This is a genomic window from Paraburkholderia sp. J8-2 (assembly GCF_905220195.1).
Classification (GTDB): Bacteria; Pseudomonadota; Gammaproteobacteria; order Burkholderiales; family Burkholderiaceae; genus Paraburkholderia.
Genome location: NZ_CAJMZA010000002.1, coordinates 427,519 through 443,310 on the forward strand (window position 1 = coordinate 427,519; position 15,792 = coordinate 443,310).

Here is a 15,792-nt window from a genome sequence, read left to right on the forward strand (position 1 = left end):
TGTCGCGTAACCGCTATGCCGGGAAATTCGGCGCTACAATGTTTTGGCTTAACACCCGCGTCTTTCGGCGCACGAGGCAAGGCTCATGACCGCTGCATCCCCGAATTCTTCGAAATCGCGCTCCGGCGTGCTCATGCGCGTTGGCGCGGCGGTGGTCGTCGTCGCGATCGCCATCGCCGGCTACTTCGCGTTCTTCGGCAGCCAGCAGCGCGTGCCCGACGCCACCTTCACGCTTCTGTCGGGCCAGAAGGTCTCCACGAACGACCTCAAGGGCAAGGTCTATCTCGTCAACTTCTGGGCGACGAGCTGCACCACCTGCATGGCGGAAATGCCGAAGATGGTCCAGACCTATAACCGCTTCAAGGGCGAAGGGCTCGAGTTCGTGGCGGTCGCAATGAACTACGACGCGCCGATGTACGTGGCCAACTACGCGCAAACGCGTCAGCTGCCGTTCAAGGTGGCAATGGACGACGGCTCGGCCGCGAAGCAGTTCGGCAACGTCCAGCTCACGCCCACCACTTTCGTGATCGGCCGCGACGGCAAGATTCTCAAGCGCTACGTGGGCGAACCGCAGTTCGCGGAGCTCGACCAGCTGCTTCAGAAGGCGCTGGCGACCTGAAGGGCGGCCAGGCCGGTAGGCCAATAACCAACAAAAAAGCAGCGGAAGCCCCGCTGCTTTTTTTTACGCCTGCACGCTGCACAACGTGTCGCGAACCGGAGCTAACCCTCGCCGCGCGCCACCAGCCCATAGCGGCGAATCTTCTCGTACAGCGTGGCCTTCGCCATCTGCAGCCGCTCGGCGGCCTGGGCGACCGCCCCGTTGCTCTGCGCAAGCGCGTCGGCGATCAGCGCACGTTCGTATTGCTCCACGCGTTCCTTGAGCGGCAGCGCGTCGTCGTCGCCGGCCACCGCGCCTGCCGAAAGATCGTCGGGAATCCCGAGCACCCGCCGGTCCGCTGCGTTGCGCAGTTCGCGCACGTTGCCGGGCCAGTCGCGCTGTGCAAGGCGCATGCGGTCGCGCTCGGTGAGGAGCGGCGCGCTGCGCTGATAGCGCACCGCGGCGTCGAGCAGAAAATGCTCGAACAACGGCACGATGTCTTCGCGGCGTTCGGCGAGCGGCGGCAGCGCGATCGTCACGACGTTGAGCCGGTACAGCAAGTCGCGCCGGAAGGTGCCCGCCGCGACGTGCTCGCTCATGTCGCCCTTGGCCGCCGCGACCACGCGCAAGTCGGCGCGCACCGGCTGGTTCGAGCCGAGGCGCTCGAGCACGCCATCCTGCAGCACGCGCAGCAGCTTCACCTGCAGCGAAAGCGGCATGCTCTCGATCTCATCGAGAAAGAGCGTCCCGCCGCTCGCGTGCTCGAGCTTGCCGATCCGGCGCTTGGCCGCCCCGGTAAACGCGCCCGCCTCGTAGCCGAACATCTCCGACTCGAACATCGGCTCGGGCAACGCGCCGCAGTTCACGGCGACGAACGGTTTGTCATGCCGCGGCGAAAGCTCGTGAAGACTGCGCGCGATCAGCTCCTTGCCCGCGCCGGTGTCGCCGTTGATGAGCACCGAGGCGTCCGTGGGCGCGACGTTCGCAATGAGCTTGCGCACCTGCTCGATAGCCGGACTCTTGCCGATGATGCGCGGCGCGAGCGCGTTCTGCCCCGCCAGCTCGCGGCGCAGCGCGAGGTTTTCGAGCACGAGCAGGCGCCGCTCCAGCGCGCGCCGCACCGTTTCGATCAGGCGCTCGGAGGCGAACGGCTTCTCGATGAAGTCGTATGCGCCGTCGCGCATGGCCTGCACGGCCATCGAGATATCGCCATGGCCCGTCACGAGGATGATGGGCACTTCGGGCGCACGCTCATGGCATTGCGCGAGCAGATCGAGCCCGCTCATGCCCGGCAGGCGGATATCGCTTACCACGACGCCCGCGAACTCGGCGTCGATCAGCGGCAGCGCGCCTTCCGCGTTGGCGAAACCGGCGGCGTCGAAGCCCGCGAGCTGCAGGCTTTGCACGCCCGCGCGGCGCACGAGTTCGTCATCCTCAACGTAGAGCACCCGGCCGGGCGTCGTGTTCACCATGTTCGTTCGTCATCCTGATTCATAAGCGCGCTTCGGAGCGCTTGATCACAATCCTGCCGCACGCGCCGCGCTCGCGGCATCGGCACGCGCGCGGCGCAGCGTCAGCACGAAGCGTGCGCCGCCTTCCGGTGCGTTGCTCGCCGTGAGCGAGCCGCCGCAATCACGCGCGATCGACGAGGAAATCGCGAGTCCGAGGCCAAGCCCCTGCCCCATTTCCTTCGTCGTGAAAAACGGCTCGAAGAGGCGCGGCAACACATCTTCGGGAATGCCCGGCCCATTGTCGCTCACCGCGATGGCAAGCGTCGCCGCGCTCGCCTGAACATCGATCGCAATGCGCGGCGCGGGCAGGCCCGCCACGGCGTCTAGCGCATTGCCGAGCACGTTGATCAGCACTTGTTCGAGCCGCAGGTCGTCGCTCTGCGCGCTCAGGTCCGGGTACTCGGCGTCCACATCGAGCGGCACGGGCGGCGCGCCGTCTTCCGTCAACGTGAGATCCACGCGCACGCCGTCGAGCCGCTTGCCGAGCAACGCGAGCGAGTTGCGCAGCGCGCGGGCAACCGGCGCGCGCGCGCTCCTCGGCCGCGCGCGTCCGACGAACAGCTTGAGCTGGTTCACGATCTTGCCCATGCGCTCGGTGAGTGCACCGATCGCCTCCAGGTTTTCGGTGGCCGCCGCGTACTGGCCGCGCTCGAGAAACACACGCGTGTTGTCCGAGAAGCTGCGCAGCGCCGCAAGCGGCTGGTTCAGTTCGTGCGTGATGCCCGCCGCCATCTGGCCGAGCGCCGCGAGCTTGCTCGCCTGGATCAGCTCGTCCTGGGTCGCGCGCAGTACGCCTTCAGCGCGCGTGCGCTCCGCCACCTCGCTCTGCAGACGCTCGTTCGCCTGCGAGAGATCAGCGGTGCGCTCGGCCACGCGCTCGTTGAGCATCGCGTAGGCCTTTTGCAGCATCGCGCGGCTGCGCATTACTTCCTTCACGCGCGCGCGCCGCATGCGCCAGTAAAAGCCAAAGAGGCACAGCGAGACATAGCCGAAGCCCGTCATGATGGTCGCATTGCGCGAGGCTTCGAGCACCGGGTCGATCGACGACATGGTGACGAGATGCCAGTCGGGCTCGCCAAGCGAGCGGCGCGTCTCCAGGTAGCGCGGGGCGCGGATGCCCGCACCCATGCGCACGATGTCGGCGTCGCCCGGCAACACGCGCTCGACGCTTGCCGGCAGCGGCGCGATCGGCTCGCTCGCGTACTGGCGCGTGGCGTCGATCGAGGCCACGACAGCCGGTGGCAGCGGGCGCACCGTGCGGTACTTCCACGCGGGCACCGAGGAGAGAAAGATCACGCCGTGATCGTCAGTCACGAGAAGCGGCTCCGAGGCATCGGTGCCCGGAAACCATTCGAGATTGAGCTTCACCACGGCCACGCCGACGATTTTGCCGTCGCGCCGCACCGGCTGCGACACGTAGTAGCCCGGATCGTGCGAGACCGTGCCGATGCCGAAGAAGCGGCCCACGCCGCCCTGCATCGCGCCGATGAAATACGGCCGGAAGCGGTAATCCACGCCCACGAAGCTATCGGGGTCGCGCCAGTTGCTCGCCGCTATGCTCATGCCGTCGGCGCGGATGATGTAGGTCGTCGTGGCGCGCGCGTGGCGGTTCACGTCTTCGAGATACCGGTTCGCGGCGGCGACCCACTCGGGCCGCGGATCGACGAGCACGTTCTGCACGAGCGGATGCTCGCCGACGATATAGGGCAGCGAGTCGTAGCGCTCGAGCGTGCTCTTGAGCGAAGCCGCGGTGCGGTCGCCGCGCACGGCCGCGTTGCGGCGCAGCGCGTCGATGCCGGCCTGCCACGTCAGCGCCCACGTCAGCGCGCAGACCGCGACGAGACCGGCTGCGAGCGCGAAGAGGATGATGAGGCGGCGCGTCACGTGAGCGGCTTCCAGGCGGTCAAGGGGATGAGGGAGATTGTGGCACACGGCCGCGCTGGGGCGTCCGGCTCGTCCGGGGCGGACAGCGGCCTTCGGGCGCGCTCAGGCAAACGTGCAGCCGCGTCAGACGATACAGGCAAAAACGGGCGGTGCGCTCACGCAGGGGAAACGGGCGCGCCGCCCAACGGCCATGGCCGCGAAACAACGAGAGAAAGAACATCGGCGGGCGGCGCGCGCCTCGCGGCTTGCGCGCCGCCGCCGGCGCCGCTTACGCGCCCGCGCTTTCCTTCAGATCTTCGGTCTGGCCTGAGAGCACGGCGCGCAGCTTGTTGCGGTCGAGCTCCTTCTCCCATGCCGAGACCACGACCGTCGCCACGCCGTTGCCGACGATGTTCGTGAGCGCGCGGCACTCGCTCATGAAGCGGTCGATACCGAGAATCAGCACCATGCCCGAGAGCGGAATGGTCGGCACCACGGCAAGCGTTGCCGCCAGCGTGATGAAGCCCGCGCCGGTCACGCCGCTCGCGCCCTTCGAGGTGAGCATCGTCACCGCGAGCAGCGTGAGCTGCTGGGTCCACGTGAGGTCCGTGTTGGTCGCCTGCGCGATGAAAAGCACTGCCATCGTCATGTAGATGTTGGTGCCGTCGAGGTTGAACGAGTAGCCGGTCGGCACCACGAGGCCCACCACCGAGCGCGAGCAGCCAAGGCGCTCGAGCTTCTGCATCAGTTGCGGCAGCGCCGATTCCGACGAGCTCGTGCCGAGCACGATCAGCAGCTCTTCCTTGATGTAGGAAACGAAGCGAATGATCGAAAAGCCCGTGAAGCGCGCGATCGCGCCGAGCACGACGAGCACGAACACGATCGACGTGAGGTAGAACGTGCCGATCAGCTTGAGCATCGGAATGAGCGAGCCCACGCCGTACTTGCCGATGGTGAACGCCATCGCGCCGAACGCGCCGATCGGTGCCAGCTTCGTCACGATCTTCACGATGCCGAACAGCACGCCCGAGACGCTTTCGATGAACGCGGTCACCGGGCGGCCACGCTCGCCGATCTGCGTGAGCACCGCGCCGAACAGCAGCGCGATCAGCAGGATCTGCAGGATCTCACCCTGCGCGAACGCCGAGGAAATCGTGTCGGGAATGATGTGCATCAGGAAGTCGACGCTGCTCTGGCCGTGCGCCTTTTCGGCGTAACTCGCCACGGCCTTGGCGTCGAGCGTGTTCACGTCGACGTTGAAGCCCGCGCCCGGCTTGAGCACGTGCGTGGCGATGAGGCCGAGCACGAGCGCGAAGGTCGAGACGATCTCGAAGTAGAGCAGCGCCTTGCCGCCCACGCGGCCCACCTTCTTCATGTCCTCCATGCCCGCAATGCCGGTCACGACGGTACAGAAGATGATCGGCCCGATCACCATCTTGATGAGCTTGATGAAGGCGTCGCCGAGCGGCTTCATGTCGATGCCGAGGGCGGGCCAGTAGTGGCCCAGGATCACGCCGATGACGATCGCCACGATCACCTGGACGTAGAGGACTTTGTGGAGAGGTTTCTTCACGATGGTTCCTGCAAATGAGTTAAGCCAATGGCCGAACGAAGGAGGTTCGGGCCGCGACAGGACGAAACTGGGGAATCAGCGAAACCGGAAGATGGGATCGGACATCGGCTGTCTCCTGACTGTTTTTTTGTCGCGGCCTGGGTGGCCGCGCGTTCTTAGTTGCAAGGAGAATGCCAGCAAGCATCAACGCTCATCAAGTTGATTTATAAGGACTTTTACTCAATGAACAAAGGCGCGAATCTGGTTTTCCAGAATCGCGCCCTACTGCTGTTTGGATTTCCAGAAACGGCGGGGGTGTTGCGTCAGCCGCGCCCCTTCCACGGCACGAGGCGCTTTTCGAGCGCGCGCATGCCCAGATCGAAGCCCCAGGCGATGAGCCCGATCAGCACGATGCCCATCACCACGACATCCGTGCGCAGGAAGCTCGACGCGTTGAGCACCATCTGGCCGAGCCCCGCCGTCGCGGCGACCATCTCGGCGGCCACGAGCGTGGTCCAGCCAAAGCCGATGGCGATGCGCAGGCCCGTGAGGATCTCCGGCAGCGCGGCGGGCAGCACGACGAAGCGCACGATCTGCGCGAAGCCGCCGCCGAGCGACGCTGCCGCGCGGATCTGCTCGACGCTCGCGCTCTTCGCACCGGCGCGCGCGGCCATTGCGATGGGCGCGAAGCAGGCGAGCCAGATCACGACGATCTTGGCCGTCTCGTCGATGCCGAACCAGATCACCACCAGCGGCAGATAGGCGAGCGGCGGCAGCGGCCGGTAGAACTCGAGCGGCGGATCGAGCAGGCCGCGCGCGATGCGCGACACGCCCATCAGGATGCCCACGGGAACGGCCGTCACGACCGCGAGCAGGAACGCGCCGAACACGCGCAGCGCGCTCGAGAACAGATGCTCGGAAAGCGGCAGACCGCCCTGGATGCGGCCGTGCCAGGCGTCGGCGAACGCTTGCCAGACGGCTTCGGGCGTTGGCAGGAAAAGCGGCGGCAGCCAGTGCAGGTGCGTGGCGAGCCACCAGAGCAGCGCGAGCGCCGCCACAGACGCCGCGCTCAGCGCGGCGGTCGGACCTTCGCCGGGCATGCGCCAGACTTTCGAGCGGGCGGCTTGCGCCTCGCGCGCCCCATGCGCCTCGCCGCCGTGGGGCAGCGCGCGACGCGCCTTCAGCGCGACTTCTCTCAACGATTCCTGCGGCACGCTCATACCGGCTCCTCGTGTGCGTGTGCGCCCGCGTCCGCGTGCAGCAAATCGACTAGCCGCTCGCGCCACGCAATGAATTCCGGCGACGACTTCACCGCGCGCGCATCGCGCGTGGCGAGGTATTGGCGCGCGAACGGCACTTCGTACTCGCGCTCGATACGGCCCGGCCCCGGCGTCATGACCACGATGCGCGTCGCGAGAAAAAGCGCCTCCTCCACGCTGTGCGTGATGAAGAACACCGTCTTGCGCGTGCGCGCCCAGACGTCGAGCACGAGCGTTTGCACCTGCTCGCGCGTCAGGGCGTCGAGCGCGCCCATCGGTTCGTCCATCAGCAGAATCTGCGGGTCGCTCGCGAGCGCGCGCGCAATGCCCACGCGCTGCTGCATGCCGCCGGAGAGCGCATACACGCGTTCGCGCGCCTGCGCTTCGAGCCCCACGAGCGCAAGCTGCTCGCGCGCGATGCGCTCGCGCTGCGCCTTCGGCACGCCCCGAAAACGCAAACCGAGCGCGACGTTGTCGAGCACGTCGAGCCACGGCAGCAGCGCATGCTTCTGGAACACCACGCCGCGCTCCGCGCCCGGGCCCTCCACGCGCGCGCCGTTCACGCGCACGTCGCCCTGCGCGGGTTCGATGAAGCCCGCGATGCAGTTGAGCAACGTGGTCTTGCCGCAGCCCGAAGCGCCGAGCGCCACGACGAATTCGCCGCTCGCCACTTCGAGGTTCACGTTCGCGAGCGCGACGTTCGGCGGCGCACCGCGTTGCGCGCCCTCATAGATGACGGTGAGATCGCGGATCGCGAGCGCGCTCATGCAAAGCTCCTTGCGTTCAGTGCGCGGCGGCGCGCTGCACGTACTGCGGATCGACGCCCACCGAGTAGTCGGGCAGCACGTTCTGGATCGTGCCCTGCTCCTTGAGGAAGGTCGCCGTGGCGAGCAGCGACTGCGCCGCGCCCGACTGCGCCCCGCCGCCCAGCCATTGCTTCGAGGCTTGCTCGGCGGGCGTGGGGAAGGCGTAGAGCGCAAGGCTCGCCGGCACTTCGGCGGCATTCGCCCCCGACTCCTTCGCGACGGCCTGCACCTGCGGCGAAGCCGCGTTCCAGGCGCCGCGATGCGCGCTGTAATCGGCGTCCGCGGCGGCCAGCACCTTGACGAACTTCGCGACGAAATCGGCGTTGTCCTTCGCGAAGCGCTTGTCCGCGACGAAGCCGTCGAAGGTCGCCTTGCCCGTGGCCTTCGCCACCTGGCCCGACGTGATCAGCACCTTGCCGTTTTTCTTGACCTGCGCGAGCACGGGGTCCCAGATGTAGGTCGCGTCGATGTTGCCGCGCTGCCAGGCGGCCGCGACTTCGGGCGGACGCAGGTTGACGATCTTCACGTCGGCGGGATTCACGCCCGCGTTCTGCAACGCGACGAGCGCGTGAAAGTGCGAGGTCGAAACATACGGCACGCCGATGGTCTTGCCTTTGAGGCCCGCGATGCTCGTCACCCCCGAGCCGTCGCGCGCGACGAGCGCTTCGGCGTCGTTGATGTTGTCGAGAATCCAGAACAGCGAGAGATCCACACCCTGCGAAAGGCCCGCTGCGATCGGGCTCGAACCGGCCTCGCCGAGCTGCACGGAGCCGGATGCGAGCGCGCGGATCACGTCGGCGCCGCTCGCGAGCTTGCGGTAGGTGACCTTGTAGCCCGTTTCCTTCTCGACTTCGCCCGTGGCCTGCGCATAGCGCCACGGCACCACCATGTCCTGATACGCAATCACGACCTCACGCGTTTCGGCATGCGCGCGCGGCACGCCGAACGTGGCTGCGAGGCAGGCGGCGGCGAATGCAACGGCGGCGATGTGCGGGCGGCGTACGAAGGCAGGGAGAGCGCGTGGGTTCATCGGGAGACTCCGGCGGAACGACGTTCGAGTGAATGAAGGTTCCGACTATAGGGAGTCTGGCGGCGGGTGGTTCTAACTTATCCGCGTTAGCTAATGACGCTGCTGGAGCATTGCTTTTCGCGCCGCAATGGATGGCGTGGAAATCGACGCACGACACGCGCTGCTCGAGCGCAGCGCATAACGAAAAAGCCCGCTTTTCAGCGGGCTTTTCGTGTTGCGTGCTTGCAGGAAGCGGGGGCTGGTTTAAACCACCCCTGCCCCATGCGCCTGCAGATCGGCGTGATAGCTCGAACGCACCATGGCGCCAACGGCCGCGTGCGTGAAGCCCATCTTGTATGCCTCTTCCTCGTACATCTTGAACGTGTCCGGATGCACGTACGAACGCACCGGCAGGTGATGCTCGGAAGGCTGGAGGTACTGGCCAATCGTCAGCATGTCGACGTCGTGCGCGCGCAGGTCGCGCATCACCTGAAGAATTTCCTCTTCGGTTTCGCCCAGGCCCACCATCAGGCCCGACTTCGTCGCGACTTCGGGATGCAGCGCCTTGAAGTCCTTGAGCAGCTTGAGCGAGTGCGCGTAGTCCGAACCCGGGCGCGCTTCCTTGTAGAGACGCGGCACCGTTTCGAGATTGTGGTTCATCACATCAGGCGGCGCGGCGTTGAGGATCTGCAGCGCGCGATCGAGACGGCCGCGGAAGTCCGGCGTGAGAATCTCGATACGCGTTTCGGGCGACTGCTCGCGCACCTGGCGGATACATTCGACGAAGTGGCCGGCGCCACCGTCACGCAGGTCGTCGCGGTCAACGCTCGTGATCACGACGTACTTGAGCTTGAGCGCGCCGATGGTGCGCGCGAGATTCGCCGGTTCGTCCGGATCGAGCGGATCGGGGCGGCCGTGGCCCACGTCGCAGAACGGGCAGCGGCGCGTGCACTTGTCGCCCATGATCATGAACGTGGCCGTGCCCTTGCCGAAGCATTCGCCGATGTTCGGGCAGCTCGCTTCCTCGCACACCGTGTGCAGGTTGTGCTCGCGCAGGATGTTCTTGATTTCGTAGAAGCGCGAGTTGCCCGTGGCCGCCTTCACGCGGATCCACTCGGGCTTCTTGAGCTTCTCGATGGGAATGACCTTGATCGGAATGCGCGAGGTCTTGGCCTGCGCCTTCTGTTTTGCGGTGGCGTCGTAGGGAACGGCGTCGGCGTTGGCGCCAGCGGGGTTCGCAGTGATGTCAGTCATGCTTTCGATCCAGTCAGGCCGCCGGTGCAACGCCAGCCTGCGGTTGCGGCGGTTCCCCGCCGGAGACGGCCGATACGGCCGGTTCCACTCCAGCCGCTTCGGCCGAAGGGTCTGTGGCAGCCGCTTCGGCTACCGTGAGAAGTGTTGCTGCGTGCGCCGCGAGGTTCGCCTCGAGCCGCGCCGCCAGCGTGGCGGCAACATCGCGCCAACTCGCCTCCACACCCAGCGTGGCCATGTCGACGGTTTCGAGACCGGCGTAACCACACGGATTGATCGCGAGAAATGGGTTCAGATCCATCGATACGTTCAGGCTCACGCCGTGATAGCTGCAGCCGTTGCGGATCTTCAGCCCGAGGGCGGCGACTTTCGCGCCCTTGTGCGCGGCGCTCGCGCCGCTGGCCTCTTGCGGCACGTAAATGCCGGGGGCGCCTGCCTTGCGCTCGCTCGCGAGATTATACGCCGCCAGTGTTTCGATCACGGCGTCCTCGATGAGCGTGACGAGCTCGCGCACCATCAGCTTCCGGCGCCGCAAGTCGAGCAGCAGGTAGGCCACCACCTGGCCCGGCCCGTGATACGTGATCTGCCCGCCGCGATCGATCTGCACGAGCGGGATGCCGCTGTTGGCGACCAGCAGGTGCTCGGGCTTGCCGGCCTGGCCCAGCGTGAACACAGGCGGATGCTCGACGAGCCAGATTTCGTCGGACGTATGCGCGTCACGGGCGGCCGTGAACTCGCGCATGGCGTCGAAGCTTGTTTGATAAGCCTCGTTGCCGCGCCAGCGCACGACGATGGACGAACCTGCCGTTTGGGAATCGGCCGCGGCTATGCCGGGGTCCGAAGAGATTTGCGAGGGTGAAACCGGGGTGGCGCACATGATTTCGGGAGTTTACCGAATTCGGGACAAGCGCGCCGGGCATGCTGCGGATAACGGCGGCGATGGGTTGCCCGCCCATCGCCGCCGCGTTTGGCTCAAACCGTGCGCCAGCCGTCGCCAATGTGAACGCCTGCGCGCTGCGCAGCGCGTGCGGCGATATCGACCACGCGCTCGCTCAGGCGCGCCGGCGCGGCGAACCCAACCCACGCGGCCGCACCGCCTTCCGCACCGATCCACAAGCGTTCGCCGCGCCGCAGCCGCAGCGTGTGGCCGGGTTCCAGCCAGTAGTCGGCGGTGTCGTCGCTGCGCGTGACCCAGACGGTGCCGCACTTCACGGTGAGCCGCGTGCTGCGCGTGACGCGCACCGAGGCCGTTTGGTCGGCCGCCACTTCAAACGTGATATCCGAAGAAATTTCTCTCATTTTCGACTCCGAATGACCTGCTCCGATGGCTACAATCGTAGACGCCATAAGGGATCGGGAAAAACGATCAATTTTCACGGCTATGTGAGAAAAAATACGATATGGATCTGCGCCAGCTACCCGCGCTGAATGCGCTCAAGGCCTTCGAAGCCGCCGCCCGCCACGAAAGCTTCTCGCGCGCCGCCGACGAACTCTTCGTCACGCACGGCGCCGTGAGCCACCAGATCCGCGCGCTCGAAGCGGAGCTGGGCGTGGCGCTCTTCGCGCGCGACGGCAAGCGCGTGCGCGTGACCGACACCGGCCGCCGCTACGCCGGCCAGGTGCGCGACGCGCTCAACCAGCTCGCGCACGCCACCCAGGAAATCCGCGCGGGCGACCGCGACCGGCGGCTCGTGGTGTCGATGCTGTCGTCGTTCGCGGCGCGCTGGGTCACGCCGCGCATCGGCCGCTTCATCGAGGCGCATCCCCAGTGGGACGTCGAGCTGCAATCCACGAATTCGCTCACCGACTTCGCGCGCGACGATGTCGATGTCGCCATCCGCTTCGGCTACGGACACTATCCGGGCCTGCACGCCGAGCTGCTGCTCGACGAGATCTTCTTTCCGGCCTGCTCGCCCGATTTCAACGGCGGCAAGCTGCCCACCGACCCGCGCGACCTCGCGAAGCTGCCGCTGCTGCGCTCGGACGACGAACTCTGGCGCCCCTGGTTCGACGCCGCGGGCCTCCAGGACCTGCCCGAACCGAAGCGCGGCGTGCTCTACCAGGACTCGTCGAACCTGCTGCAGGCGGCCATGGACGGCCAGGGCATCGCGCTCGTGCGCCGCTCGCTCGCCATGCACGAGATCACGCTCGGGCGTCTCGTGCGCCTCTTCAAGGACGTCGACGGGCCGAGCCCCTGGCGCTACTACTTCATCTGCCAGCCGCAACGCATGCAGACCGAGCGCGTGCAGGCCTTCCGCGACTGGGTGTTCGACGAGGTCGCGCGCTTTCGGCGGCTCTACGAGGACGCTTGCGAAGCCGGTCCGCTGATGACGGCGGCCGCGGCGGCGCAACGCGCCCGTGTGGGCGACGTGCCCTGAAACGAATGCCTCAGATGCAACAAGGGCCGCGCATGGCGGCCCTTGTCGTTCGAATCACTGCCAGCGCTTACAGCACGATCTTCACCATCGGATGCCCGGTGAGGGCGCGATAGATGTCGTCGAGATGTGCCTGGCTCGTGGCGCGCACCGTGACGGTGAGGCCCGTGTAGTTGCCGCCGCTCGACGGACGCGTCTCGATGGTCGTGGCGTCGAAGCCGCCGTCGAATTCGCGCAGCACCGTCACGATGGTGTCCTGGAATTCCGGATGCGTCTTGCCCATCACCTTGATCGGGAAGTCGCAGGGGAATTCGATCAGCGATTCTTTCGCTTCGGGGTTGCTTGCCTGCTGTGTCATATTCATTTCTCCACTACCTGTAGCTCGGCGGCCAGTGCTTGCACAGCCTCCGCCTCGCGTTGCTTCGCGCGCTGGTACGCCGCATGGAGCGCGGCGTACACCGGGCCCGGCTTGCCGGCGCCGACCGGCTTGCCGTCGAGCGCGACGACCGCCAGCACTTCCTTCGTTGCCGACGTCACGAGAATTTCGTCTGCCTCGCGCAGTTCGGCCTCGGCCACTTCGCGCGCTTCGAAACGCACGCCGCACGCCTCGGCCAGTTCCTCGATCAGGCCGTAGCGGATGCCTTCGAGAATGCGGTTGCTGCGCGGCGGCGCAAAGAGCGCACCGCCCTTCACGACCCACACGTTCGCCGACGAAGCCTCGGTCAGCCAGCCGTCGCGCAGCTGGATCGTCTCGAACGCGTCGTTTTCCGCTGCGTGCTGCGCCATCAGCACGTTGCCGAGCAGCGAAGTCGACTTGATGTCGCAATTCAGCCAGCGCTTGTCTTCAGCGGTGACGCAGCGCACGCCATGCTCGCGCTGCGCCTGCGCGGGCAGCTTGAGCGGATTGACCATCGCGAACACAGTGGGCGTGGCCGCCGCGGGAAACGCGTGGCCGCGCGGCGCGACGCCGCGCGTGACCTGCACGTAGAAGTTGGCGTGCGCATCCCGCGCGAGCGCGCCCGCCGTTTCGTTCGCCTCGATCAGGCGCGCGACGAGTGCGCGCCAGCCCGCCTCGTCGAACGGATTCGCAATGCCAACCTTCTCCAGCGAACGCTTGAGCCGCGCGAGGTGCTGCGCAATGCGAAACGGCACGCGCACCTTGCTTTCACCATCGGCTGCGTCGAGCGCATAAACGGGCACGACCTCGTAGATGCCGTCGCCGAAGATGAAACCGCGATCGAGCACGGGAATGCGCGCTTCGGAAAGCGGCGTGAGTTCACCGTTGAGCCAGACGAGCGGCTCGGCGGCTTGCGTCGTTGGAGCGCCTGTCATCACTTCTTCTTGTTGACCATGAGCATGAGCGAATCCCACACGCGGCCGACGATGCCGGCTTGCGGCACGGCTTCGAGTGCGACGAGCGGAACCTGTGCGAGCACCTTGCCGTCGGCGCCCACGAACTTCGCGGTACCAACCTGCTGGCCAACCGTGAACGGCGCGATCAGCGGGCTGCTCAGTTCGACCTGCGGCTTGGCCTTGTCGGCGGCGCCCTTGGGCAGCGTCACGTACTGGTCCTTCTGTACGCCGACCTTCACGGCGTCGAGCGTGCCCTTGTAGACGCGCGGCGTCGCCACGGCCTGGTTCGCCTGATAGATGCGCGTGGTGTCGTATGCGCTATAGCCGTAGTTCAGCATCTTCAGGCTGTCCTGCACGCGGTCGTGTTCCTTCTCCTCGCCCATCATCACCGAGACGAGACGGCGGTTGCCGCCGCTCGCGAGCGGACGGTGGGCCGATGCGATCAGGCAGTAGCCCGCGGCTTGCGTGTGGCCGGTCTTCAGGCCGTCGACCGTCGGGTCGATCCACAGCAGGCGGTTGCGGTTCGGCTGCTTGATGTTGTTGTACTTGAATTCCTTGACCGAGAAGATCTCGTAGTACTCGGGATAGTCGCGGATCAGACGCGTGGAGAGCGTGGCGAGGTCGCCAGCCGACGTGTAGTGATTCGGGTCGGGCATGCCGTTCACGTCGGCGAAATGCGTGTGCGTCATGCCGAGCTTCTGCGCTTCGGCGTTCATCATGGTGACGAAGTTCGCTTCGCTGCCACCCACCAGTTCGGCGAGCGCGATGGCCGCGTCGTTGCCCGACTGGATGATCATGCCGTACACGAGGTCATGCACCGAGACCGGCTTGTTCGCTTCGATGAACATGCGCGACTCGTCGTTCTTCACGCGGCGCACGGCTTCGCTCGGCGTGACGATCTGGTCCATCGTGATCTTCTTGCTCTGCAGCGCCTCGAACACGAGATACGCGGTCATGAGCTTCGTGAGCGACGCAGGCTCGACGCGCTCATTGGCATTGCCGGAAGCGAGCACCTGATTCGCGGTGGCGTCGACGAGCACCCACGAGCGCGCATTCACGCCCGGAGGCGGCAGCCCGCCGAGTACGTTGTCCGCAGGGGTGCCGACAGCCACTTCTGCTTGCGGCTGCGCCTGTACTTTCACGCCCGCAGTGTGTGCGGGCGTGCGAGCGAACGCGCTCGCGCTCGCCAGAAGCGCGGCGGGCACAAGCGCTGCGAGCGTGACATTGCGAACGAGGGAAGAAGGAACAAAAGAAGACGGTTGGCCGGAGGAGAGAAAACGCATAGGTTCAGGTCGGGCTGAATGGGGACGGGATGAACGTAGCGCGCCATGCGGCGCACGGTCGGAGAAAGCCGGAATGCGGGTGCCGTGCACGCGCCGATCGCAGCGCAGCAAGCACAAAATTGGCGAACATTATACGCGTCACGTCGCGGCGAATTTTCGCGATGTCACACGTTTGCGCATACCTGTCGTGCATTTTTCACGCATTTCTCTCGCCAGACGCGACGTGACGGCCAGGTGACGAGCGGCTTGCATCGGGCCCCGAAACATCGGCGCCCGATGCCCGTGAACTGTCAGCGCCAGGCTTCGACGATGATGCGCTTGAGGATATGCAGCTTGCGATGCAGGAAATGTTCTGCCCCCGGAATCACGACAATCGGCAATTCCTGCGGGCGCGCCCATTCGTACACCGAGAGAATCGGCACGGTGTCGTCGAGTTCGCCGTGGATCACGAGCGTGTCGTCGCGCACCGGCGCGACGTCCCAGCGGCTTGCGGCGGTGCCGACGAACACCATGCGCTCGATGGCACCGCCGGCTTCGAGATAGCGCTTCGCGACGTGCGACAGCACGAAGGTGCCAAACGAAAAGCCCGCGAGCACAAGCGGCACGTCGGCCTGGCCCGGTTGCGCGCGCATGTGTGCAATCAGTTCGAGCAGGTCGTCCTGCTCGCCGATGCCGTTGTCGTGCGTGCCCGCCGTTTCGCCCACGCCGCGAAAGTTCGAGCGATAGGTCGTGTAGCCGAGTTGCACCAGCGTGCGTGCGAGTGTTTGCGCGACCTTGTTGTCCATCGTCCCGCCAAAGAGCGGATGCGGATGCGCGACAAGCGCAATGCCGCGCGGCGTCGTGCCGGCGTCGGGCAGGTCGAGCGCGCATTCGATCTTGCCGACGGGACCGTCGATCTGGAATTTTTGTGTCTGGGCGTTCATCGTGCGGCA

The 15,792-nt window shown here is 66.3% G+C and carries 15 protein-coding genes; 2 read left to right on the forward strand and 13 right to left on the reverse strand.

Annotated elements, in window-relative coordinates:
- Nucleotides 1–133 precede the first annotated feature (133 nt).
- A complete protein-coding gene (locus U5A52_RS07200; protein ID WP_415765071.1) occupies nt 134–619 on the forward strand; it encodes a TlpA family protein disulfide reductase in 486 nt (161 codons plus the stop codon).
- Nucleotides 620–720: 101 nt separating this feature from the next.
- On the opposite strand, the gene U5A52_RS07205 is transcribed toward U5A52_RS07200, so the two are convergent.
- The 9 genes from U5A52_RS07205 to U5A52_RS07245 form a co-directional block, all read right to left on the reverse strand.
- Nucleotides 721–2,070 (reverse strand): sigma-54 dependent transcriptional regulator, encoded by a 1,350-nt coding sequence (locus U5A52_RS07205; RefSeq protein ID WP_321907575.1) that lies wholly within the window; start codon nt 2,068–2,070, stop codon nt 721–723.
- 45 nt (nt 2,071–2,115) lie between these two features.
- Complete coding sequence (locus tag U5A52_RS07210) at nt 2,116–4,041, reverse strand: sensor histidine kinase (protein WP_321907573.1); 1,926 nt, start codon at nt 4,039–4,041, stop codon at nt 2,116–2,118.
- Between the two features lie 220 nt (nt 4,042–4,261).
- Complete coding sequence (locus U5A52_RS07215; protein ID WP_321907572.1) at nt 4,262–5,545, reverse strand: dicarboxylate/amino acid:cation symporter; 1,284 nt, start codon at nt 5,543–5,545, stop codon at nt 4,262–4,264.
- A gap of 302 nt (nt 5,546–5,847) precedes the next feature.
- Entirely contained in the window at nt 5,848–6,744 is an 897-nt protein-coding gene (locus U5A52_RS07220; protein WP_321934364.1) for an ABC transporter permease subunit, read from the reverse strand.
- Nucleotides 6,741–7,550: a taurine ABC transporter ATP-binding protein gene (locus tag U5A52_RS07225; RefSeq protein WP_321934365.1), complete on the reverse strand. Its 810-nt coding sequence runs from the start codon at nt 7,548–7,550 to the stop codon at nt 6,741–6,743. The genes U5A52_RS07220 and U5A52_RS07225 overlap by 4 nt, the downstream gene beginning before the upstream one ends.
- Nucleotides 7,551–7,566: 16 nt before the next feature.
- Nucleotides 7,567–8,619: a taurine ABC transporter substrate-binding protein gene (gene tauA / locus U5A52_RS07230; RefSeq protein ID WP_321934366.1), complete on the reverse strand. Its 1,053-nt coding sequence runs from the start codon at nt 8,617–8,619 to the stop codon at nt 7,567–7,569.
- 243 nt (nt 8,620–8,862) lie between these two features.
- Complete coding sequence (lipA, locus tag U5A52_RS07235) at nt 8,863–9,852, reverse strand: lipoyl synthase (protein WP_158756805.1); 990 nt, start codon at nt 9,850–9,852, stop codon at nt 8,863–8,865.
- A 13-nt stretch (nt 9,853–9,865) separates the two neighbouring features.
- The gene (gene lipB / locus U5A52_RS07240; RefSeq protein ID WP_321934367.1) at nt 9,866–10,726 is read right to left on the reverse strand and encodes a lipoyl(octanoyl) transferase LipB; all 861 of its coding nucleotides are present in this window, start codon (nt 10,724–10,726) and stop codon (nt 9,866–9,868) included.
- A gap of 95 nt (nt 10,727–10,821) precedes the next feature.
- The gene (locus U5A52_RS07245; RefSeq protein WP_321907564.1) at nt 10,822–11,148 is read right to left on the reverse strand and encodes a DUF2917 domain-containing protein; all 327 of its coding nucleotides are present in this window, start codon (nt 11,146–11,148) and stop codon (nt 10,822–10,824) included.
- 101 nt (nt 11,149–11,249) lie between these two features.
- Here U5A52_RS07245 and U5A52_RS07250 point away from each other — a divergent pair, with 101 nt between their 5' ends.
- Entirely contained in the window at nt 11,250–12,227 is a 978-nt protein-coding gene (locus U5A52_RS07250; protein ID WP_321907563.1) for a transcriptional regulator GcvA, read from the forward strand.
- Nucleotides 12,228–12,294: 67 nt separating this feature from the next.
- Here the strand turns inward: U5A52_RS07250 and U5A52_RS07255 are convergent, their stop codons facing one another.
- The 4 genes from U5A52_RS07255 to U5A52_RS07270 form a co-directional block, all read right to left on the reverse strand.
- Nucleotides 12,295–12,582 (reverse strand): DUF493 family protein, encoded by a 288-nt coding sequence (locus U5A52_RS07255; RefSeq protein ID WP_407671784.1) that lies wholly within the window; start codon nt 12,580–12,582, stop codon nt 12,295–12,297.
- Nucleotides 12,583–12,584: 2 nt separating this feature from the next.
- Complete coding sequence (locus tag U5A52_RS07260) at nt 12,585–13,556, reverse strand: D-amino acid aminotransferase (RefSeq protein ID WP_321934368.1); 972 nt, start codon at nt 13,554–13,556, stop codon at nt 12,585–12,587.
- Entirely contained in the window at nt 13,556–14,860 is a 1,305-nt protein-coding gene (locus U5A52_RS07265) for a D-alanyl-D-alanine carboxypeptidase family protein (RefSeq protein WP_321907558.1), read from the reverse strand. The genes U5A52_RS07260 and U5A52_RS07265 overlap by 1 nt, the downstream gene beginning before the upstream one ends.
- A 290-nt stretch (nt 14,861–15,150) precedes the next feature.
- Complete coding sequence (locus tag U5A52_RS07270; protein WP_321907557.1) at nt 15,151–15,783, reverse strand: alpha/beta hydrolase; 633 nt, start codon at nt 15,781–15,783, stop codon at nt 15,151–15,153.
- Nucleotides 15,784–15,792: the final 9 nt, after the last annotated feature.

Bases quoted from the DNA above. Each gene is read 5' to 3' on its own strand.
- U5A52_RS07255 (WP_407671784.1), bottom strand. From the start codon at position 12,582: ATGACACAGCAGGCAAGCAACCCCGAAGCGAAAGAATCGCTGATCGAA.
- U5A52_RS07205 (WP_321907575.1), bottom strand. From the start codon at position 2,070: ATGGTGAACACGACGCCCGGCCGGGTGCTCTACGTTGAGGATGACGAA.
- U5A52_RS07265 (WP_321907558.1), bottom strand. From the start codon at position 14,860: ATGCGTTTTCTCTCCTCCGGCCAACCGTCTTCTTTTGTTCCTTCTTCC.
- U5A52_RS07200 (WP_415765071.1), top strand. From the start codon at position 134: ATGCGCGTTGGCGCGGCGGTGGTCGTCGTCGCGATCGCCATCGCCGGC.
- lipA (WP_158756805.1), bottom strand. From the start codon at position 9,852: ATGACTGACATCACTGCGAACCCCGCTGGCGCCAACGCCGACGCCGTT.
- lipB (WP_321934367.1), bottom strand. From the start codon at position 10,726: ATGTGCGCCACCCCGGTTTCACCCTCGCAAATCTCTTCGGACCCCGGC.
- U5A52_RS07260 (WP_321934368.1), bottom strand. From the start codon at position 13,556: ATGACAGGCGCTCCAACGACGCAAGCCGCCGAGCCGCTCGTCTGGCTC.
- U5A52_RS07245 (WP_321907564.1), bottom strand. From the start codon at position 11,148: ATGAGAGAAATTTCTTCGGATATCACGTTTGAAGTGGCGGCCGACCAA.
- tauA (WP_321934366.1), bottom strand. From the start codon at position 8,619: ATGAACCCACGCGCTCTCCCTGCCTTCGTACGCCGCCCGCACATCGCC.
- U5A52_RS07250 (WP_321907563.1), top strand. From the start codon at position 11,250: ATGGATCTGCGCCAGCTACCCGCGCTGAATGCGCTCAAGGCCTTCGAA.
- U5A52_RS07270 (WP_321907557.1), bottom strand. From the start codon at position 15,783: ATGAACGCCCAGACACAAAAATTCCAGATCGACGGTCCCGTCGGCAAG.
- U5A52_RS07220 (WP_321934364.1), bottom strand. From the start codon at position 6,744: ATGAGCGTGCCGCAGGAATCGTTGAGAGAAGTCGCGCTGAAGGCGCGT.
- U5A52_RS07225 (WP_321934365.1), bottom strand. From the start codon at position 7,550: ATGAGCGCGCTCGCGATCCGCGATCTCACCGTCATCTATGAGGGCGCG.